The sequence below is a fragment of the Alicyclobacillus sp. CIJ1 genome, from assembly GCF_057538885.1.
Map to the genome: position 1 here is coordinate 31,236 of NZ_BAAJPH010000122.1, position 21,548 is coordinate 52,783.

The window sequence follows — 21,548 nt, forward strand, 5'->3', positions numbered from 1 at the left end:
CGCCCCTTCTGAAACGACTGTCTGACACGATCCGCACGCAGTGATGGTCGGTAGTATGGCGAGTTCGCGAATCCGCATCACATGCCAATGGCTGGACGACGTTCACATGTGCGAAATGGCGTGAATCACCACCTTGACCATGGGCGCAATGACGATAGCGGGTAATAGATTGGGAACTGAGATCCTGCGCAGTCCCGCGAGTTGGATCCCAATGGCGACAATCAGAAGACCCCCTGCCGCCGTAATCGGTTCAATGACCAACGGCGTGTCCAAGAAACTTCCGAACCAGTGGGAGATGAGTGCAATCAGACCTTGGTACACCAGAACCGGTATTGCAGCAAGTCCGACGCCCGGTCCCAACGTTGAGGTCAGGACCACTGCGGAGAATCCATCAAGCACGGACTTTGCGAAGAGCGTCTTATGATCGCCCTGCAACCCGTCTTGCACTGCGCCCACGATGGACATGGATCCGACACAGAACAGGAGTGTTGCGGAAATAAAACCCTGCGCGATGGGACCTCGATACAGCCGGCGGAAACGGTCTTCCAACTGATGAGCCACGCGATCCAACCGCATCTCGATTTGAAGAAGTTCGCCTGTCACCGCGCCCATCACCACGGAAAAGATGATGAGAACGATGTCATTCATATCGCTGAGCGCCATGCTGAGCCCAATGGCGATGACGCACAGCGCCACGCCGATCGTTACGGTTTCGCGCATCCGATCGGGAATACGGGGCAGCACGTATCCAATCGCTGTCCCCACTACAATCGCGATGACGTCGACAATCGTACCAATAAGAAACATGGAGTCACCTCGCGGCACAACATGGTGAGCCATTCCTCATGGAGCGTGCGCCAACATGAGGTTCATGATGCGCCGCAGATCATCCTCCGAATAATAGTCGATCTCGATCTTCCCCCGCTTTTTGCCCGGCTGAATGCGCACCGAGGTGCCCAAATAGGCTTGAACCTGTTCTTGATAGCGCCGGTATTCGGTCGGAAGCGAGGGTTTGTCGGTTTCACGTGAAACCTTTTTCGGCTGGTAGATGACCATCTCCAACTTTCGCACGCTCCATGCTTCCTTCACCGTCTGCTCCGCCAGCCGAAGCTGATCCTCTTCATTTTCCACTGAGAGCAGTGCACGCGCGTGGCCCATCGTCAATGTTCCACGTGAAACCATGTCCTGAATTTGAGCCGGAAGCTGGAGCAATCTCAACATGTTCGTGATGTGACTTCGACTCTGTCCCACCCGCTTGGCGAGCTCATCCTGCGTCAAGTGGCATTTCTCGATGAGCTTGGCGTACGCATCCGCGATCTCGATGGGATTGAGATCTTCGCGTTGCAAATTCTCAATCAGGGCGATTTCCATCAGCAGGACATCGCTTAGATCCCGAACCACCGCCGGCACGACCTGTAGCCCCGCCATTTTGGCAGCCCGGTATCGCCGCTCGCCAGCGACGATATCGAATCCTTTCACCTGGCTCCGCCGGACAATCAGGGGTTGAAGAATCCCATGTTCTCGAATCGAGTCGCACAACTCCTGCAATTTCTCTTCATTAAACGTTCGCCGCGGCTGGTACGGATTCGGCCGAAGATCCCGAATATCAATCTGCACAATCTGATCCTCGTCCGAGACGTTGAGCTGCGGGATCAAGGCGTCCAAACCGCGGCCCAGACCACGTTTAGCCACGCGCGATCACTTCCTTCGCGAGCTCCATATACGACTCGGCGCCGCGCGATTTCGGATCATAGTGAATGATGGGCCTACCGTGACTCGGGGCCTCACTCAAGCGAACATTGCGCGGAATAATGGTCTTGTACACCTTGTCGCGAAAGAATTTTTTCACGTCCTCGATGACCTGCAAACCCAGGTTGGTGCGCGCGTCCAACATGGTCAGCACCACTCCCTCCACCTCGAGCGACGTGTTTAGGTGCTTTTGTACGAGCCGCACGGTGTTCAGCAACTGACTGAGGCCTTCCAACGCGTAATACTCGCACTGGATGGGAATCATGACCGAGTCAGCCGCCGTCAACGCGTTCACGGTCAACAGGCCCAGCGAAGGCGGGCAATCGATGACGATGTAGTCATATCGACTCCGCATGCCCTGAATGGCTCTCCGCAGCCTTACTTCTCGCGAGATGGTCGGAACCAACTCGATCTCGGCACCCGCCAATTGAATCGTGGCTGGAAGCACGTCCAAATTGTCGAGGCCTGACGGCATAATGGCATCCGCGATATTCACGTCGTTGATAATCACGTCGTAGACACAGTACTTCACGTCGGCCTTGTTGATCCCGACCCCTGACGTGGTATTTCCCTGCGGATCGATATCGATCAGCAGGACGCGTTTGCCCAACGTCGCCAGACAAGCCCCGAGATTCACCGCGGTTGTCGTCTTCCCCACGCCACCTTTTTGATTGGCGATGGCGATCACGCGGGCGCTGGACACGACAAGTCCTCCTTCAAACTCGAACGAAATTCCCTAGATACTGTAGATCATGTCTCAACTCCTCTCATTCTACTGCAAAACCTCGGGGATTTCCGCTTCAACGTTGTGCGGATCCCTTCATCGCGGGAAAAAAACGCGGAAGCGGCCCCTTGGCCGCTTCCTCTCTCTGCGGAGCGCCTTCCACCTTACGCAGCTCTCTTTCATCTGCGCGTTCACGAAGATCTTGCTTCTCGGTGCTCTTCCATGGCCCCCTTGTCTCCCGAGGACTTTTTGGGCACGCGAATCGTGAACTGATAGTACTCTTCGTCGTCCACCTCTTCACAAACCACCTGCAGACCCGTCTGCTCAATCATCTGCAAGGACTGACGGATGGTGTTCACGGCCAGGCGCACATCCTTGGACAAGCCCCGCTTCCTTGGCTTTCTCCGGCGTTCGACCGCCGAGCCTAGGGACTCGAGCTTCGCCTTGACCCTCTCTTCCATCTGCTTGACATTCCAGCCCTTTTCGATGCACTCGTTCAAGAGTTCAATCTGGAGTTCCTCCGAGGGCAGGGCCAAAAGCGCACGAGCGTGGCGCTCTGTGATCTGTCGCGTGAGCAACGCGTCTTGCACAGCCTGCGGCAGATGGAGCAACCTCAACTTGTTCGCGATGGTCGATTGACCCTTGCCTAGCCGTTGCGCCAAACTTTCCTGCGTCAGCCCGTGTAACTCCATGAGCTGCTGATACGCAACGGCCTCCTCAATCGGCGTCAGTCCCTCTCGCTGGAGATTTTCAATCAGCGCTGCCGACGCTGTCTGCGCATCATTCAGATCCCGCACGATGGCTGGGATGGTCGTCCATCCCAGATGGCGCACTGCACGCAGCCGCCGTTCACCAGCGATGAGTTCGTACACATCGCCTTTCTTGCGCACCACCACGGGCTGAATGACGCCGTGGGTGTGAATCGTCTTCGCCAGTTCTTCAATCGATTCCTGATGAAAAATCGCTCGGGGCTGATATGGATTCGGGACAATGCGTTCCACCGGAATATCCACGACCTGCGTCTGCGCGTGTCCAGCGTCGCGGAAGCTGATGAATCGTCCCCACGTTTCCCTCATCTTAGACCCCTCTATTCATGAACACACGAGGATCGACACTCAATGTCGAATTCACCAAGGCGTGCCCGTATTCCTGCTCTTCGACAAAACTTCTCATGAATTTACAAAGATCGTATCTTCCGAACTGGATTCGACACGTTCAGGGCCCTACAACGGTTGCCGGGAAGGTGTTCCGGGCTTTCTTGGGTACCGCTTCGGGCACGGCTCCGCTTGCCGAAAGACGGCAATGACGCGATCGCCCTGGTCGTCCAGCAGCCGATACGCAATCACGCCGTCTGGGCTTGCGCCGAGCACACGCGCTGCGCGCGCAGCGTCTTCCTCCTCGTCCCCATGGTACGACGGACCCTTGTACAAAAACGCTCGGCCACCGAGCTTGAGCATCGGCGCCGCGTACTCCAGCAACACGTTCGATCTCGCCACGGCCCTCGCCACCGCGGCGTCAAAGGAGCCGCGCATGCCGGGCTGCCTCCCCAGCTCCTCCATGCGCGCGTGCAAGGCCTTCACATTCGAGAGGCCGAGATCGCCGATGACACGCTCCACAAATTGCACGCGCTTTCGAGAGGCGTCGCACAGCACAAACGACACATTCCGCCACGTTATTGCCAGGGGAATACCCGGAATCCCCGCGCCGCTGCCGATGTCGATGACGCGGCCGCCTCGCCCGGTGATCTCGCGCCACGCGGGCACCTGCGCAATGGCCGCGCTGTCGAGAAAGTGCTTGATCCACATCTCGCGCGCTTCGACAATGGCCGTGAGATTCAGCCGCTCGTTCCACTCCGCCAACAACTCGCCGTACCGCCGCAACTGACCCTCCATCTCGTCGGTCACGGGAGCCCCCCAGGCGCCCATTTGCTCGATCACGTCACGCATGGGCCGCGCGCCTCTCCTGCGCATCGAGGTACACGAGCAAAATGGAGATGTCCGCGGGGGTCACGCCCGGGATCCGCGCCGCCTGCCCCACGGTGCGCGGACGGATGCGCGACAGTTTCTCTCTCGCTTCCATCGCAAGCCCAGTCATTTGCATATAGTCGAGATCCTCCGGCAGTTTGCGCCCTTCGAGTCGCTTCTGGCGCTCGATGAGTTCGTTCTGCTTCCGAATGTAGCCGGCGTACTTGATCTCGATCTCGACCTGTTCCCGCACCTCGGGGTCGATTTCGACGCCGCCCGTCGGGTCGATGGCGCGAATCTGATCGTAAGACAACTCGGGCCGCTTCAGCAGTTGCGCGAGGCTCATGCCGGAATCGATGGGCTGCGATCCCCACTCGACGAGCCGCTCGTTCACCTCCTGCGGCTTCACCTTCACCCGCGACAGGCGCGCCAGTTCCGCCTGAATGCCCTCCTTTTTCCGCATCACCCGGCTGTACGCCCGCTCCGACACCAGGCCGATGCGATAGCCGAGCTCGGTCAACCGCAGATCGGCGTTATCGTGGCGAAGCAGTAGCCTGTGCTCCGCACGAGAGGTGAGCAGCCGATACGGCTCGTTGGTTCCCTTCGTGACGAGATCGTCGATCATCACGCCGATGTACGCGTCCGATCGCGACAAAACCACGAATTCTTCGCCCTTGACCTTTCTCGCGGCGTTGATGCCGGCCATGATGCCCTGGCCCGCCGCCTCCTCGTATCCGGACGTTCCGTTCAACTGACCGGCGGTAAACAGCCCCTCCACGAGCTTCGTCTCGAGCGTAGGCCACAACTGCGTGGGAACGACCGCGTCGTACTCGATGGCGTACCCGGGGCGCAGCATCTCCGCGCGCTCAAGGCCGGGGATGGAATGGAGAATCTTCAGCTGGACGTCCTCCGGGAGACTCGTCGACAGCCCCTGCACATACCATTCGCACGTGTGCGGGCCCTCCGGCTCGAGGAAGATCTGATGGGTGTCGCGATCGCGAAAGCGCACGACCTTGTCCTCGATAGACGGGCAGTAGCGCGGTCCCGTCCCCTTGATTTCGCCGCTGTAGAGCGGCGACCGGTGCAGATTCTCGAGGATGATGCGATGGGTCTCCTCCGTGGTGCCTGTCAGCCAGCACGGCACCTGATCGCGCACCGGTGTGTCGGGATCGAAAGAAAAGTGGCGCGGAACGGGATCGCCGGGCTGTGCGATGAGTTTGCTGAAATCAATCGAGTTTTTGTTGATGCGAGGCGGCGTGCCGGTCTTGAACCGCACCAACCGGAAGCCGAGATCGACGAGACAATCCGACAGGCGGATGGCCGGCATCTGACCGTTCGGCCCGCTTTCGTACGACACCTCGCCGATGTAAATGCGACCGCGCAGATACGTACCGGTGGTGAGCACCACAGCCTGCGCGTGAAACTCCTGGCCGCTCTTCGTGACCACGCCGTAAATGCGACCGTTCCGCACGAGCAACTCCTCCACCAGGCCCTGCTTCAGGTGAAGGTTTTCGGTCCGTTCAAGCGTCCACTTCATATTCAGCGCGTAGTACGCCTTGTCCGCCTGGGCCCGCAGCGCCTGCACCGCCGGCCCCTTTCCGGTGTTCAGCATCCGCATCTGAATGTACGTGGCGTCCGTGTTCTTCCCCATCTGCCCGCCGAGCGCATCCACTTCGCGCACGACGATGCCCTTCGCAGGTCCGCCAATCGACGGATTGCAGGGCATGTACGCAATCGTATCCAGGTTGATGGTCAAAAGCAGCGTCTTGCATCCCATGCGCGCTGCCGCGAGCGCCGCCTCACATCCGGCGTGGCCGCCCCCGATGACGATCACGTCATACGATCCGGCGAAAAACCGCATCTCCATGCACCTCCCGTCATTTGCCCAGGCAGAAGCGGGAAAAGATTTCGTTCAACAGATCCTCCCCGGCCTCTTCCCCGATGGTTTCTCCAAGTTTCTCATACGCCGACTGAAGCGCCACGGCCACGAGATCCAACGTCGCCCCCGCCTTCGCCGCGTCCCGCGCCGTCCGCAGGTCCTCCTTGGCCTCTTCCAAGAGCCGCTTTTGGCGGTGGTTCGCCATGTAGCTCGCGTCGAGATCGAGGGCCAAATCCCGCCGAATCCGGTTGACGATGGCGTCCCGCAGTTCATCCAGGCCGATGCCCTCGCGAGCCGACACGTGCACGGCCCCTTCCGGCGCCAGTTCGTCCGCAAACCGCACCGCGTCCGGATGCAGGCCGCGGTCCACCTTGTTCAGGATCACCATTCTGCGCGATCCGTCCGACTCGCGCGCAATGGCCTCATCCTCTGGCGAAGGCGGCTCACTTCCGTCCAACACCAGAAGCACCATCTCCGCCTCCTGCATCGACTGGCGCGATCTCGCCACGCCGATTCGCTCCACCACGTCCTCCGTCTCGCGAATGCCGGCCGTGTCGATGAGCCTAAGCGGAATGCCTCGCAGGTTGATGTACTCCTCCAGCACGTCACGCGTCGTCCCCGGCAGATCCGTCACAATAGCGCGGTCCCGCTCCACCAGCGCGTTCAACAGCGACGACTTGCCCACGTTCGGGCGGCCGACGATGGCCGTCGCCACCCCGTCCCGCAGCACCCGCCCAAGCTCCGCCGACCGGATGAGCCCGTCAATTTCGCCCATCAGACCTTCGCACACGCGCACGACGTGATCGCAGGCCACGTCCTCCACGTCGTGCTCCGGGTAGTCGATGGTCACCTCGACGTGCGCCTCAAGCTCCAACAGCCTCCGCCTGAGCGCACGAATCGCCTCGCCAAACCGCCCGCGCACCTGCCGCTCCGCCAGCTTGCCGGCAAACGCCGTCTTGGCGCGGATCAGATCGATCACGGCCTCCGCCTGCGACAGATCCATCCGCCCGTTCAGAAATGCGCGCTTCGTGAACTCTCCCGGTTCGGCCATCCGCGCACCGGCATCTAGGCAAGCGGCGAGCACGGCCTCAACCGCATACGCACCCCCGTGCACCTGCAATTCCAACACATCTTCTCCCGTGTAGCTGTGCGGGCCCGGCATCCACAGCACGATGGCCTCGTCAATCACCTCGCCGGACCTAGGATCAATCACCTGCCCGTACTTCATCCCGCGCTCACGCAGCTTGACCGGAAGGCCGCGCTTCGTCCGCACGAGCCGCTCGCCGACCTCGCGCGCGCCGCGCCCGCTCACGCGGACAATGGCGACGCTCGCCTCCCCAACCGCTGTCGCGATGGCCGCGATGGTCTCTTCCTGATGCACGGCCTGAACTGCCATCTTCCCCCCTCCTTCCTACACAAAAACCCCACTGCTTCGAGCGGGGTCAACGTTTCTCGTGTTCTCCTCCACGCCTCATCAGGCCCAATCGTGCCGCTTCGGAATGATCTTCACCCGGCGATACGGCTCCTGGCCTTCGCTCAGGGTCAGGACGTCGCCTCTCGACTGCAAATGGGCGTGCACCCACTTGCGATCTTTGCGAGGCATCGGATCGAGCGTCACCGGCCTGCCCAGGCGCACGGCTTTGTCCGCTGCCTCCTCCGCCAGCCGCCTCAGCGACTCCAACCGACGATCCCGATAACCCGCCGCGTCCAGCGTGAACCTCATCTTCTCCGAAGCATCCCGATTCGCCACGATGTTCACCAGATACTGCAGCGCATCGAGCGTCGCGCCGCGCCGGCCGATGAGGATGGGAAGCACCTCATCGTCCGCCGAGATGGAGAGTTTCACATGGCCTTCTTCGTCGACATCGTCCGCGACAATGACAGCCTGCCCCAGACCCATCTTCGAGATGGTGGTCCGCAGAAATTCCTTCGCAGCATCGAGAGGCGTCTCGATGACACTCACCTCGACTTCTGCCTCCCGGCCGCCCAGCCATCCGAGAAACCCACGAGCGGGTTCCCGAATGACGCGCACCTGCGCCTGCGATCTCGGCACACCGAGCCTCACCAGTGCCGACATCACCGCTTCTTCAATGGTCTTGCCCGTCGCCACCACTTTTCGCATCTCGCCTAAGCCTCCGACCCTTCGCACTGTGGGCCTTATGAAACCGCGGCTCGCGCCTCTCGTGTCCCGCTATGGCTCCTGTGGACCATCGACTTCGGGCGACGGACCTTCACGACTGGCCTCCGCGCCATCGCTGGACCCATCCGCCCGCGATCCGTCTGTGGTCTTTTTCGCCCCGCTAGACTTTTTGCTGGACTTCTGGCCGGGCGCACGCGATTCCTGCTTCCTGGACGACACCTTGTTGGCGGCCGCCTTGGACGAGTTGCTCGCCTTCGTTCCGCTCGCCGATACCTGCTTCGCAGGAACGTCAGCCGTTGTACGCCTAGCCGACTTTCCACCGCCCGCAAGCGCCATCTCACGCTGTTCGCGCATGTTGGGCAGGGTGATGAACAGATACACCTGAAGAGCGACGAGGAGGTTGGTGTAGATCCAGTACAGGACCAGTCCTCCAGGCAATCGGAAGGCGAAGAAGAAAATCATCACAGGATACACGAACAGCATCGACTTCTGCTGAACAGGCTGACTTCGCATGGACAGCCACGAAGATAAGAGCGTCGAAAGCGCCGCGAGCACAGGCAGGACATAATGCGTGTCCCAATGCCCCAGCGGGAAGATCCCAAGGAAGGTGCTGTGGCGCATGCCGACGTTGCCGACGATGGCGCCGTAAAACGCCCACAAAAACGGGAGCTGAATCAGCATGGGGAAGCAGCCGGCGAGCGGGTTCATGCCCGCCTCCTGATAAAGCTTCATCAGCTCTTCCTGCATCTTCTGGTTGTCGAACTTGTACTTGGTCCGGATCTTCTGGATCTCCGGCTGCAGCTTGACCATCGCGCGTTGAAAGTGAATTTGGCGAAGGAAGAGCGGCAGCACGACCAAGCGGACCAGAATCGCCATGAACAGAATCGAGATCCCGTAATCGTTGCCGAAAAGATGGGCGAAATAATCCATCAAATCGGAGATGCCGTGAAGGATCGAGCCCCATACGTTGTTCGGCCATTCGCCCGGCTTCGTGGGATACAAACCGCATCCTGTCAGCGCCATGGCGGCCGCGAGACTGAGGGCGATGGTCCATCTCCTGCTGGCTTTCTGCTTTCCGTTCAAGCGCGCATCCCCCTACCTGACCTCCGGCACCTCATCCACACCGCCCGGATGCCATGGTCCACACTTGACCAACCGCCGGACGGCGAGCCAACCTCCATAGACCACGCCAAACCGCGCGATGGCCTGGACGGCGTACTCAGAACACGTCGGCGTGAACCGGCACGTGGGCAGCTTGGCTGGCGAGATGTATCGCTGGTAAAATCGAATCAAACCAATCACAAGCCGCTTCACGGACGCTCATCTCCCGCTTCCTGCGGCAACAATTTCGCCTTCTTGAGAAGTCGCTCGACTTCTCGCTCGAGATCGTGAAAATCGGCGTCTGCTGCGTTTGCTCGGCAGACCACCACGATGTCGAGAGGCTGGTCGCCAAGCTCGTCCAACCAACGCTGAAAAATCGCCCGAAGGAGGCGCTTTAAGCGGTTGCGGACGACTGCCTTTCCGACCTTCCTGCTTATGGAAAACCCGACACGAACCCGAGCTACCCGATTGTCGCAATAATACAACACGAGCCTTCCGCTCGCAAACGACTTGCCTTTCCGAAACACGCGCCGGAAATCCCGGCTGTCTTTGAGCCGATGCTGACTCTGCAACGTCCGCCCTCCAGTTCCTCGATGACCCCTGTATCAACCCACCCCTTCACAAAAAAAGGCCACTTCCGTGGCCCTTCTCACGCGGACAGCACCTTACGGCCCTTCGCGCGACGGCGCGCCAGCACGCGGCGACCGCCCTTCGTCGCCATGCGCTTCCGGAAACCGTGGTTCTTCTTCCGCTTGCGAACGTTCGGTTGATAGGTCGGTTTCATCGAGACACCTCCCCCGTGCGGACACACGTAGCTACGATACAGAAAGATCCTGACCATGTCAATGTCCGAATTCTCCACTGTCCACATGTGGACAATTTGGCCGCGCACGCCCTTTCTCTCGACGTCTTCCTCCCGCTCATCCACATCCTATCCACACGTCAACAGCCTGTGGATGGTTCAGCATGTACATCGGTGGATCCTGTGGAAAGACGTTTTTCGACATTGCTCGACGCGCAGGATCCTGCTATGATCTGCGCTATCCGTTATCCACAATCGAGCCTGTGGAACCCTTTCATCCACAACCTTATCCACAACCTGTGGACAACGTTTCCCACAGCTTCTGCACATGTGGATTTTCACTTTACACAAGTCCACAGGTGACACCGATGAAAACCCGGACTTCCTATTGTTCGTCATACTCCCGCGTGCTGTGGACAAGTCCTTTCAACACTAGGGGGAACCTTTCGTGATGAGTACCAAAGTCGATCCGACCTACGATTCGCTGTGGAACCAGGTCCTCAAGATGGTTCAGGACAAGGTCTCCGGGCCTACGTACAGCACTTGGTTTGAGGACACCCACATCGTACAAATCGATGAGTCGGAGCAAACCGTCTACATCTCCGCACCCTCCACATTCGTACGCAACTGGCTGTCCGAACATTACACCTCCCTCGTTGAGACGCTGATGATGACCCTGATGGACCGCGAGTATCGGGTGCGATTTGTCACAGAAGATGAAGTGAAGGCCCCCGCCGTGATCGTCCGGCGCGCGCCCGATCCCGTCGCAACCGATGAAGACACGGAGACGAACCTCAACCCCCGGTATACCTTTGACTCGTTTGTCATCGGCGCGGGTAACCGCTTTGCGCACGCTGCCTGCCTCGCCGTCGCGGAGCGCCCTGCGAACGCCTACAATCCGCTCTTTATCTATGGCGGCGTGGGACTTGGAAAGACGCACCTCATGCACGCCATCGGACACTACGTGCGCCAGCATTATCCGAATTTCAAAGTGAGCTACATATCCTCGGAGCGATTCACGAACGAATTCATCGCCGCCATTCGAGACAAGAATCCCGACTCGTTCCGAGCTCGGTACCGCACCGTCGACGTGCTTTTGATTGACGACATCCAGTTCATCGCCAACAAGGAACAGACGCAGGAGGAGTTCTTCCACACCTTCAACAGTCTTCACGAGGTTGGAAAGCAAATCGTCATCTCGAGCGATCGCCCACCTCGCGAGATTCCAACGCTGGAAGACCGGCTTCGCTCGCGTTTCGAATGGGGGCTCATCACCGACATTCAACCACCTGATCTCGAGACCCGCATCGCCATCCTGCAGCGCAAGGCGAAAGCGGACGGCTTAGACGTTCCTGTCGACGTGCTCGCCTTCATCGCCAACCAAATTGACTCGAACATCCGGGAACTCGAGGGCGCGCTCACGCGGGTGATTGCCTACTCTTCGCTCGTCAAGGAAGATCTGAGCGTCCCCCTGGCCGAGGAGGCCCTGAAGGATTTGATTCACCCGAACCGCCCCCGCGCGGTCACGGTGAATCACGTCCAGAAGGTCGTAGCCGATCACTACGGCCTCAAAGTCGACGACTTAAAGGGCAAGAAGCGAACGCGAAATATCGCGTTCCCTCGCCAGATCGCGATGTATCTGACGCGCGAGCTGACCGACCTTTCGCTGCCCCGCATCGGAGAGGCCTTCGGTGGACGAGATCACACGACGGTCATGCACGCTTGCGAACGGGTGCACGAGGAAATGATGAGGGACGACGAGCTGCGCGCCACCATCGAGCGGCTCAGCCAGGCGATACGAACGCTCACCTAACACAGGTTGTCCACAGGTCAACAGCGCGAAACAGCGAACTTATCCACAAAGTTGTCAACAGGCTGTGCATGAAGGCTGCGGCGAGATCGACGGGTTGTCCACATATCCACCGCGCTGATCATGATCACGACGATGATCAGGATCCTTCCTTACTTCTCCTGCTGATCCTGATGCAACGCCCGCGATGAAATCCGACGCTGCTCTGCACAGGGAAGGGAGTCGACGCATGGAATTCTCACTGCAAAAGCAGGCGCTCTTGAACGCCCTGCAGATTGTCTCCAAGGCCGTGGCTGTGCGAACCCCCAAACAGGTGCTGATGGGGATCCTGATCGAGGTTCACGAGGACGAGATCGTCGCAACCGCCTATGATCTCGAACTCGCGATTCAGACGCGTGTACCGGTCGGTGACGAAACCGGACTCCGCGTCCATCAGACGGGCGCCATCGTCCTGCCCGCCCGATATTTCGGCGACATTGTGCGCAAGCTCCCCGACACGGAAATTCATATGCGCGTCGACGCCAACTATATGACGGAAATCTCCGCGCAAAGCGTGGAATTTCACCTTCATGGCATCGATGCCGAGGAGTTCCCCGAGTTGCCAAGCTTCATGGGCTATGAGAGTATGCAGATCCCTGCCAAAACGTTGGGGCGGCTCATCGAGTCCACCGTTTTCGCCGCGGCCACGTCGGAGGTCCGGCCGGTATTGACCGGCGTGTCGATCACGTCGGATCCCACGCACCTCACGTTCATCGCCACCGACGGCCTGCGGCTCGCCCAGCACCGCGTGCCCCAGGCGGATCTGCCCGAACGCCAGGTGGTGATCCCGGCGAAGTCGCTCTCCGAGTTGGCGAAGATCTTGCCGGAGGACGAGACGCCCGTGGAGATGATCCTCACGCCGAGCCACGGCCTTTTTGTGGTCGGCTCGACGCGGTTTTACACTCGCCTCCTGGAGGGCACGTATCCCGACACTTCGCGGCTGATTCCTCGCTCGGCGCGCACACAGGTGGTGCTGGACGGAGACGCATTTCTTCACGCCATCGATCGCGCCGCACTCATCGCCCGTGACAAAGACAATCACATGGTGCGCCTCGAGGTGACGGGCGATACGCTCACGGTGACCTCGCATTCCCCGGAGGTCGGAAACGTCTCCGAGACGCTGAGCGCCCTGCGCAAGGAAGGCGAAGATCTGCAGATTGCGTTCAACGGGCGGTACGTGATCGAAGCCGTGCGTGCACTCGACGCCGCTGAGATCGCCATTCGATTCAACGGGGCGAATCAGGCCTTCGTCATCGAGCGAAGCGGCGATCCGTCCATGCTGCAGCTCATCTCGCCGATACTCTGGAGGTCGTGATGGACGTTCACATTCGAGGAGAGCACATCACATTGGGTCAACTGCTAAAAAAGGTGAGAATCGTGGCCTCGGGCGGCGAGGTCAAGTCGTTTCTCGCCGAAGGGCGCGTGCGCGTCAACGGGGCCACGGAGACGCGGCGCGGCAGGAAACTGCGCGACGGCGACGAGATCGAAGTAGAAGGCGCGGTGTATCGCGTGGTGAGCGAATCGGATGGACATCCGGCGCGTTGAACTCCACGACTTTCGCAACTATGCGAAGGCCGAGATCGAATTGTCGCCAGGGGTGAACGTGCTCGTCGGCGAGAACGGCCAGGGAAAGACGAACGCGTTGGAAGCCATGCTGCTCATCGCTGTGGGCAAGTCGCACAGAGCGCATCGGGATCGCGACCTCATCCGCTGGGAACAGGACCGCGCCCGCATCCTGTTAGAGGCCTCGACGCGGTACGGAGACCGGCGCCTGATGCTGGAACTGGGGCCGGAGGGGCGCAGGGCGTTCGCCAATGGCGTTCAGGTGGGGCGGATGACCGAGTTTGTCGGCCAAGTGCAGGTGGTGCTCTTCGCGCCGGAGGATCTCGATCTCGTCAAGGGCAGTCCCCGCGTTCGGCGCAGGTTTCTCGACACGGAACTCGGGCAGCTGGAGCCCTTGTACCTTCACCACCTGAGCCTCTACAATCGCGCGCTTTTGCAGCGAAACCGTTGGCTGAAGACCGCTTCGCTGTCCCCGGACGACGACGTGCTCGCCACGTTCGACCATCAGATTGCGTTTCATGGTGCGCACGTGATTCACCGGCGCCTACGGTTTCTCGCGCGGTTGCGCGCATACGCCGCCCGCATCTACAGCGACATCGCGAGCGGCCGGGAAGAGTTTGCGCTCTCGTACCGAAGTTCCGTTTCCGGCGTCGAGGAAGACATGAGGGTGGAAGAAATGACAGAAACCTTACAGCGCGCGCTCCAGAAAAACCGGGCGCAGGATCTGCGCTTGGGCACCACGAGCGTCGGTCCTCACCGGGATGACGTGCTGCTCTTTCTCGACGGCCGAGAAGTCCACACGGCGGCCAGTCAGGGACAGCAGCGGACCATTGCGCTGTCGCTTCGGCTCGCCGAGATCGATTTCATGCGCGAGGAGCTCGGCGAGTATCCCGTGTTGTTGCTGGATGATGTCCTGTCCGAACTCGACGATCTCCGCCAGCGCAACCTCGTACTGGGCATGAGCCGCAAGGTGCAGACGGTCATCACCACGACCAGCCTCAATCGACTCGGCCAGGAGCTGGACGATTTCCGGCTGTTCCGAGTTTGTTCTGGTATAATAGCCGAAGAACGCGTCTGAAGTGCGGAAAACTCGGCGATCCTGAGAGGATGGGCGCCGAGCCGCTTTTTGTTGTGTTCTGAGGCGGAGGGAACTTCTTTGGCGGATCGAATACCGGAACAGGTTTACGACGAGTCGCAAATTGAAGTCCTGGAAGGGCTCCAGGCTGTGCGCAAGCGGCCTGGCATGTATATCGGCTCGACGAGCGCGAAGGGGCTGCACCACCTGGTGTGGGAGATTGTTGACAACGCCGTCGACGAAGCGCTCGCCGGGCGATGCACGCGCATCGTGGTGCAGGTCCACCCGGACAACAGCGTGACCGTCATAGACAACGGGGCCGGGTTTCCCGTGGGCATTCACCCGAAGACCGGAAGGCCCGCGGTCGAGACGGTCCTGACCACGCTGCACGCGGGCGGCAAGTTCGGTGGAAAAGGATACAAGGTTTCGGGCGGTCTGCACGGTGTGGGTGCCTCCGTGGTGAACGCGCTGTCGGAGTGGATGCGCGTCGAAGTGCATCGCGATGGCCGCATTTATGTGCAGGAGTACGAGCGCGGCACGCCGCTCTACGACCTGAAGGTCATAGGCACGACGGACAAGACGGGGACGAAGGTCTCGTTCAAGCCGGATCCCGAGATCTTCACGGAGACCACGGTGTTCTCGGCCGAGACACTCATGAACCGTCTACGCGAACTCGCCTTCCTCAACGCAGGCCTGGAAATTGTGTTTGAGGACGAGCGGGAGGGCGGCAAGCGCGCGGTCTTCAAGTACGACGGGGGTGTCGCAGAGTTCGTCCGCTGGCTGAATCAGTCGAAGGACGTGCTGTTTGACGATCCCATCTACGTCTCGGCGGTGAAGGACGACGTGGCGGTCGAGATCGCCCTCCAGTACAACGACGGGTACACGGCGACGGTCTACTCGTTCGCGAACAACATCAACACGGCGGAGGGCGGCACGCACGAGGCCGGCTTCAAGAGCGCACTCACGCGCGTGATCAACGACTACGCTCGGCGATACGGCTTCTTGAAGTCAAACGACAACAGCATGACGGGCGACGACGTCCGCGAGGGGCTGACCGCCGTGGTGAGCGTCAAGGTTCCGGAGCCCCAGTTCGAGGGCCAGACCAAGACGAAGCTCGGCAACAGCGAGGTCCGCGGCATCGTCGAGACGCTCTTCGCCGAGCGGATGCAGATGTTCCTTGAGGAAAACCCGTCCATCGCGCGGAAGATTGTGGACAAGTGCATTCTCGCGGCGAGGGCGCGCGAGGCGGCAAGGCGCGCGCGCGAGTTGACGCGCAGCAAGAAGATGGACGTGACGAGCCTCCCTGGCAAGCTCACCGACTGCAGCTCGAAGGATCCGGAGCGGTCCGAGCTGTTTCTCGTCGAGGGAGATTCCGCGGGCGGATCGGCCAAGATGGGGCGAGATCCGCAGACGCAGGCCATTCTGCCGCTGCGCGGGAAGATCATCAACGTGGAAAAGGCGCGCCTGGACAAGGTGCTGGCGAACGAGGAGATCCGCGCCATCATCACCGCGTGCGGCACGGGCATCGGCGACGACTTCGACATCTCGAAGGCCCGCTATCACAAGATTGTCATCATGACGGATGCCGATCACGACGGGAGCCACATTCGCATTCTGTTGCTCACGCTCTTCTACCGGTTCATGCGGCCGCTCATCGACGCGGGCTACATCTACATCGCCCAGCCCCCGCTTTACAAGATCGAGAAGGGCAAAGTGGTGCGGTACGCCTATTCCGACGCCCAGCTCGAGCAGATCCTGCAGGAGATGGGTCGCGAGGGCGTGCGGCTGCAGCGGTACAAGGGGCTCGGCGAGATGAACGCCGACCAGCTCTGGGAGACGACCATGGATCCGGAGTCGCGCACGCTGCTTCGCGTCACGATGGAGGATGCGATGGACGCGGACATGATCTTCAGCATCCTCATGGGGGACAAGGTCGAGCCGCGGCGGGATTTCATCGCGGAACACGCGCGATTTGTCCGCAATTTGGACGTCTGACACGGACACACGGGCGACGCTTGGCCCGGGTGGAACCAGATGAGAGGTGGCATGCATGGCAGACGAGAGCAGCTCTCGCGGCATTTTGCCGGTGGACATCAGCCAAGAGCTGCGCAATTCGTTTCTTGATTACGCGATGAGCGTCATCGTCGCCCGGGCCATTCCGGACGTGCGCGATGGCCTGAAGCCTGTGCATCGGCGCATCCTGTACGCGATGTACGAGGCAGGCATGACGCCGGACAAGCCGTACAAGAAGTCGTCGCGCATCGTGGGCGACGTGCTGGGTAAGTTCCACCCGCACGGCGACGCGGCGGTGTATGAGGCCTTGGTGCGGCTGGCGCAGGATTTTTCGACGCGATATCCGCTCATCGACGGGCACGGGAACTTCGGATCCATCGACGGCGATGCGGCTGCGGCCATGAGGTACACCGAGTCGCGCATGTCCGCCATCGCGCTTGAACTCCTGCGGGACATCAACAAGGAGACGGTCGACTTCATTCCCAACTACGACGAGCAGGAAGAAGAGCCCGTCGTCCTGCCGTCCCGCTTCCCGAACCTTCTCGTCAACGGATCGAGCGGTATCGCCGTCGGCATGGCGACGAACATCCCGCCGCACAACCTGCGCGAGGTGATCGACGGCGTCGTCATGCTGATCGACCGTCCGGACGCGACGCTCGACGACCTGATGACGGTCATCAAGGGCCCGGACTTCCCGACGGGCGGCGTCATTTTGGGCCGCGAGGGGATTCGAAAGGCCTATGAGACGGGCCGAGGCTCCATCACCGTGCGCGCGGTCACCCATTTCGAGGAGCTCTCCGGCGGCAAGACGCGCATCGTGGTGACAGAGATCCCGTACCAGCAGAACAAGGCGCGCATCGTGGAAAAAATTGCGGAGCTCGCGCGCGAGAAGAAGATCGACGGTATCACGGATCTCCGCGACGAGAGCGATCGGCGCGGCATGCGCGTCGTGATCGAGCTGCGCCGCGACGTGCGCCCGCAGGTGGTGCTGAACAACCTGTTCAAGCACACGGCCCTGCAGACGAGCTTCGGCGTCATCAATCTGGCGCTCGTGAACGGCGAGCCGAAGGTGCTCACGCTTCGCGAGACGCTCGAGCACTATCTGAATCATCAGCGGGACGTCGTCCGCCGCAGGACGCAGTACGATCTCGCCAAAGCCGAGGCGCGGGCCCACATCCTGGAAGGTCTGCGCATCGCGCTCGATCACCTGGACGAGGTCATTTCCCTCATCCGCAGCTCGCGCACTGTCGACGAGGCGCGCCAGGGACTCATCTCGACGTTCGGGCTGTCGGAGGAGCAGGCCCAGGCCATCCTGGACATGCGCCTGCAGCGGCTGACGGGCCTCGAGCGGGAGAAGATTGAGGCGGAGTATCAAGAGTTGCAGCAGCGCATCGCCGAGCTCAAGGCCATCCTCGCCGATCCGAAGCTCCTAGACGGCGTGATCCGGCAGGAGATCCTCGAGATCAAGGAGCGGTTCGGCGACGAGCGGCGCACGCGCATCGTCAACGCCGAGGGCGAGATCAGCGAAGAGGATCTCATCCCGGTGCACGATGTCGTGATTGCCCTGACGCACCGCGGCTACATCAAGCGGCTGCCGCTCTCCACGTACCACAGCCAGCGCCGCGGCGGGCGGGGGATGACGCTCATCAACGCGCATGAGGAGGATTTCGTCACCGGGCTGCACGTGACGTCGACGCACGATTACCTGCTCTTCTTCACGAATCGCGGCCGCATGTATGCCATCAAGGCCTACGACGTGCCGGAATTTAGCCGGCAGGCGCGCGGAACGCCAATCGTGAACCTGCTCAACATCGAGCAGGGCGAGAAGGTCACCGCGATGATCCCGGTCAAGTCGCTCGATCCGGCCGAGATCGGCGACACGTACCTGTTCTTTGCCACGCGCCAGGGCATCGTGAAGAAGACGCCGCTCGCCGAGTACTCGAACGTGCGCAAGAACGGGCTCATCGCCATCAACCTCCGCGACGACGACGATCTCGTCGGCGTGAAGCTGACGGACGGCACGAAGGAGATCATGATGGTCACGCGCAACGGGCTCGCCATCCGCTTCCCGGAGACCGATGTGCGCCCCATGGGCCGCGCCGCGACCGGGGTCAAGGGCATCTCGCTCAGCGAAGGCGACGAGGTCATTGCCATGGATGTGGCGGAGGACGATCACGACGTGCTCGTGGTCACGTCTCGCGGCTACGGCAAGCGCACGCCGGTGAGCGAGTATCGCGCGCAGTCGCGCGGCGGCAAGGGCATCAAGACGCTCAACTGCACGCCGAAGAACGGGCATGCCATCGAGATGTGCATGGTGACGGAAGACGACGACGTGATGATCGTCACACAAGCTGGCGTGGCGATTCGCATCCATGTGCGAGATGTCTCCACGCTGAGCCGGAACACGCAGGGCGTGCGCCTCATCAACGTCGATGAAGGCGTCGAGGTGGCCTCCGTCAGCCGCGTGGTCAAGGACGACGAGGATTCGGAGCCGTGATGGCATGGGGCGCGCTTGGATAGAGGCGCGCCCTTCTGTTACGATGCGAGTGAGGAGGCGGTGTCGGTGCAGAACGCGTTTTGGGATTTTCTCGTGCACACGAGCGCGATGTTTCTCGCCTTTGCGACGTTTGTCGGGCTTTGCTTTATTGTGGTAAACGCCATCGTCAAGGAGAAGTGAGGCCGTGAGGCGCTGGTCGAGACGAGGAGAGTGACCGCATGTTTCGAAGGCTGACAGCGTCCGATCACGACCGCGTCGTTGCCTACTTGTCGAAACGGCCGGCGCTTCACACGTTTCTCACGGGCGACATCGAGCGGTACGGTTACGACGCGCCCTTTCAAGAGGTGTACGGGTATCTGACCGACGGACGCGTGACCGCGGTTCTACTGCGTTTCTATGGAAGCTACATCTTTTCGACGGAGGGTCCCGACGCCGTAGAAGACGTTGTCCGCATGCTGCAATCGAACACGGCTTGGACGATGGTGCAGGGAGATTCCGTGTCGCTGAGCCTCCTCCAGGACGTGGGCGGATTTCAACCGCGGCAGGTGCGGGAGTTTGCCTTTGCCGAACGCCCGCCGGGTGCGCCGAGACCCTTTGTTGACACCTCGGGAGTGTACCAGGCGACGGTCGATCACGTCGGTCAACTGTGGCAACTGCGAAAGAGCATCGCGGAGTTTGCAAACAGCAACACGACCGAGTTGTCGCTTCGCCAATCGTTCGAGTCCGGCGACACGCTGTGTTTCTACGTTCCCGGAGAGCGCGGCGAGATGGCGGCGTCCGCGAGCGCGGTGGCCGAGAACACGTGGACGGCGATGGTCGTAGGCGTGTGCACGCGCCCCCTGTATCGAGGACTGGGCTATGCCACGCGGTGCGTGGCGAAGCTGTGCGACGTCTTCGATGAGCGCGGCAAGACCCTCTGCCTGTACTACGACAATCCCAACGCTGGTGGCATCTATCGTCGCCTGGGATTCGCCGTGACGAGCGGGTGGACGCAGTTTTTCAGGTAAATCTCCAGCGTGGTGCGGTGAATGGCTGGTCGCGGGGGAACGAGGGTGTAGGCCGCGATGAGCCGGAAAACGGATTCACCTTTGCGCGGAGTCCTCTACAGCGAAGTGATGGAGGCGCGCCGATGACGTTTGATGAGCTCATCGCCGGAACCTAATCCGTGCACGGGTTTCGGCAACTTTCTCCAGAGGCGACGGCCGGATCCGTGGCGGCGGCGCTCGAGACGGATCAGAGACACGTGTATGTGGGTGTGTGCATTGACACGGCGTGCTCCCTCGGGTTCTGCGCCGAACATGCGGCCGCGGCGGCCATGATCACGGCGGGGGAAAACCGCGTCGCCCGGATGGTGGCGGTGGGCCGGGACGGCCGGATCTTACCGCCATGCGGGCGCTGCAGAGAGTTCATTCGCCAACTTCATCCCGACAACCGGGAGGCCGAGGTCATGGTGGCGCCGGGCGTCATTGTGAGGCTGGGAGAGCTTCTTCCCCATGATTGGCTCGCGTGATGGCGAAAGAGATGGCGCATGGTGTGGAAGGGGGAGCGCAGTGAAGGCTAAGACTTTGGAGGATGTACTTCGGGATCCGGAATTCCGACAACAATATCCGCCGGAATTTCTGAAGGTTCTCGAAGACCCGAAGTTCCGCCAGGAGTTTCAACAATTCTGTGCGTGGGCGGAATCGCTCATCGATACGAAGAACATCGGCAAAATGAGCCTGGACGAGCTGGCAGAGTCGGTGGCGGAGCGACTTTGGGGTGTCATGCTCACGATGTTCGAGCGGCAGGTCATCGAAATGGAGCGCGCTGGACGTGACGCGTCGCATCTTAGAGCGTGGCTTGCAAAGCACGGACGATTCCCTGAACAGGAGGACGAAGAAGGAGACGCTTGAGCGCAGGCCACGAGGGCATCAAGCGCCCGTTGCCTGATCCATCAGTGCGTTTGCGCTTGAGTATTCCTGTTTTTTCCTCGTATTTTTCTCCGCGATCCCGCTTGACACAGAGGGGGAGGCGGTGATAGTATCATTCTCGCCGCCCGCGAGGCGGCAGGAAATCCGCGCGGTGGCGCGGGAATCGCTCCTTGAAAACTAAACACACGAGACCACCAAGCCCGTAAGTCCTTGTGACCGAACGGTCAGGATAAAGCACTTGGATTGAGAGTTTGATCCTGGCTCAGGACGAACGCTGGCGGC

At 60.7% G+C, this 21,548-nt stretch carries 21 protein-coding genes; 9 read left to right on the top strand and 12 right to left on the bottom strand.

Annotated elements, in window-relative coordinates; genetic code table 11:
* Positions 1–102 precede the first annotated feature (102 nt).
* The 12 genes from AC27E8_RS10955 to rpmH form a co-directional block, all read right to left on the bottom strand.
* The gene (locus AC27E8_RS10955) at positions 103–807 is read right to left on the bottom strand and encodes a DUF554 domain-containing protein (protein WP_487097650.1); all 705 of its coding nucleotides are present in this window, start codon (positions 805–807) and stop codon (positions 103–105) included.
* 36 nt (positions 808–843) lie between these two features.
* Positions 844–1,692, bottom strand: coding sequence for a ParB/RepB/Spo0J family partition protein (locus AC27E8_RS10960; RefSeq protein ID WP_487097652.1), 849 nt, complete (start codon positions 1,690–1,692; stop codon positions 844–846).
* A complete protein-coding gene (locus tag AC27E8_RS10965) occupies positions 1,685–2,452 on the bottom strand; it encodes a ParA family protein (protein WP_012812143.1) in 768 nt (255 codons plus the stop codon). Before AC27E8_RS10965 ends, AC27E8_RS10960 begins: the two co-directional genes overlap by 8 nt.
* A gap of 212 nt (positions 2,453–2,664) precedes the next feature.
* Positions 2,665–3,549, bottom strand: a complete 885-nt coding sequence (gene noc / locus AC27E8_RS10970; RefSeq protein WP_014465975.1) for a nucleoid occlusion protein — start codon at positions 3,547–3,549, stop codon at positions 2,665–2,667.
* Positions 3,550–3,696: 147 nt separating this feature from the next.
* Positions 3,697–4,419 carry a 16S rRNA (guanine(527)-N(7))-methyltransferase RsmG gene (gene rsmG / locus AC27E8_RS10975; protein ID WP_487097655.1) on the bottom strand — a complete coding sequence of 241 codons (723 nt, stop codon included), beginning with the start codon at positions 4,417–4,419 and terminating at the stop codon, positions 3,697–3,699.
* Entirely contained in the window at positions 4,412–6,298 is a 1,887-nt protein-coding gene (gene mnmG / locus AC27E8_RS10980; protein ID WP_487097657.1) for a tRNA uridine-5-carboxymethylaminomethyl(34) synthesis enzyme MnmG, read from the bottom strand. Before mnmG ends, rsmG begins: the two co-directional genes overlap by 8 nt.
* 16 nt (positions 6,299–6,314) lie before the next feature.
* Entirely contained in the window at positions 6,315–7,712 is a 1,398-nt protein-coding gene (gene mnmE / locus AC27E8_RS10985; RefSeq protein ID WP_487097659.1) for a tRNA uridine-5-carboxymethylaminomethyl(34) synthesis GTPase MnmE, read from the bottom strand.
* 78 nt (positions 7,713–7,790) lie between these two features.
* Positions 7,791–8,438: an RNA-binding cell elongation regulator Jag/EloR gene (gene jag, locus AC27E8_RS10990; RefSeq protein ID WP_041695570.1), complete on the bottom strand. Its 648-nt coding sequence runs from the start codon at positions 8,436–8,438 to the stop codon at positions 7,791–7,793.
* A 69-nt stretch (positions 8,439–8,507) separates the two neighbouring features.
* Positions 8,508–9,539, bottom strand: coding sequence for a YidC/Oxa1 family membrane protein insertase (locus AC27E8_RS10995; protein ID WP_487097661.1), 1,032 nt, complete (start codon positions 9,537–9,539; stop codon positions 8,508–8,510).
* A gap of 12 nt (positions 9,540–9,551) precedes the next feature.
* Complete coding sequence (gene yidD / locus AC27E8_RS11000) at positions 9,552–9,770, bottom strand: membrane protein insertion efficiency factor YidD (RefSeq protein ID WP_014465981.1); 219 nt, start codon at positions 9,768–9,770, stop codon at positions 9,552–9,554.
* On the bottom strand, positions 9,767–10,129 hold the full coding sequence (rnpA, locus tag AC27E8_RS11005) for a ribonuclease P protein component (protein WP_014465982.1): 363 nt from the start codon (positions 10,127–10,129) through the stop codon (positions 9,767–9,769). The genes yidD and rnpA overlap by 4 nt, the downstream gene beginning before the upstream one ends.
* Before the next feature lie 77 nt (positions 10,130–10,206).
* Positions 10,207–10,341: a 50S ribosomal protein L34 gene (gene rpmH / locus AC27E8_RS11010; protein WP_012812152.1), complete on the bottom strand. Its 135-nt coding sequence runs from the start codon at positions 10,339–10,341 to the stop codon at positions 10,207–10,209.
* A 466-nt stretch (positions 10,342–10,807) separates the two neighbouring features.
* Between rpmH and dnaA the strand changes: the two genes are divergently transcribed.
* The 9 genes from dnaA (at position 10,808) to AC27E8_RS11055 (ending at position 21,248) form a co-directional block, all read left to right on the top strand.
* Positions 10,808–12,172, top strand: a complete 1,365-nt coding sequence (dnaA, locus tag AC27E8_RS11015) for a chromosomal replication initiator protein DnaA (protein WP_487097664.1) — start codon at positions 10,808–10,810, stop codon at positions 12,170–12,172.
* 226 nt (positions 12,173–12,398) lie between these two features.
* Entirely contained in the window at positions 12,399–13,523 is a 1,125-nt protein-coding gene (gene dnaN, locus AC27E8_RS11020; protein ID WP_487097666.1) for a DNA polymerase III subunit beta, read from the top strand.
* On the top strand, positions 13,523–13,753 hold the full coding sequence (gene yaaA, locus AC27E8_RS11025; RefSeq protein ID WP_014462905.1) for a S4 domain-containing protein YaaA: 231 nt from the start codon (positions 13,523–13,525) through the stop codon (positions 13,751–13,753). Before dnaN ends, yaaA begins: the two co-directional genes overlap by 1 nt.
* A complete protein-coding gene (recF, locus tag AC27E8_RS11030; RefSeq protein ID WP_487097668.1) occupies positions 13,734–14,849 on the top strand; it encodes a DNA replication/repair protein RecF in 1,116 nt (371 codons plus the stop codon). The genes yaaA and recF overlap by 20 nt, the downstream gene beginning before the upstream one ends.
* A 78-nt stretch (positions 14,850–14,927) precedes the next feature.
* Entirely contained in the window at positions 14,928–16,841 is a 1,914-nt protein-coding gene (gene gyrB / locus AC27E8_RS11035; RefSeq protein WP_014462907.1) for a DNA topoisomerase (ATP-hydrolyzing) subunit B, read from the top strand.
* 55 nt (positions 16,842–16,896) lie between these two features.
* Complete coding sequence (gene gyrA, locus AC27E8_RS11040) at positions 16,897–19,356, top strand: DNA gyrase subunit A (RefSeq protein ID WP_487097671.1); 2,460 nt, start codon at positions 16,897–16,899, stop codon at positions 19,354–19,356.
* 218 nt (positions 19,357–19,574) lie between these two features.
* A complete protein-coding gene (locus AC27E8_RS11045; protein WP_014462910.1) occupies positions 19,575–20,363 on the top strand; it encodes a GNAT family N-acetyltransferase in 789 nt (262 codons plus the stop codon).
* Between the two features lie 158 nt (positions 20,364–20,521).
* Positions 20,522–20,866, top strand: coding sequence for a cytidine deaminase family protein (locus AC27E8_RS11050; protein WP_487097673.1), 345 nt, complete (start codon positions 20,522–20,524; stop codon positions 20,864–20,866).
* Between the two features lie 40 nt (positions 20,867–20,906).
* On the top strand, positions 20,907–21,248 hold the full coding sequence (locus AC27E8_RS11055; RefSeq protein WP_487097675.1) for a hypothetical protein: 342 nt from the start codon (positions 20,907–20,909) through the stop codon (positions 21,246–21,248).
* Positions 21,249–21,548: the final 300 nt, after the last annotated feature.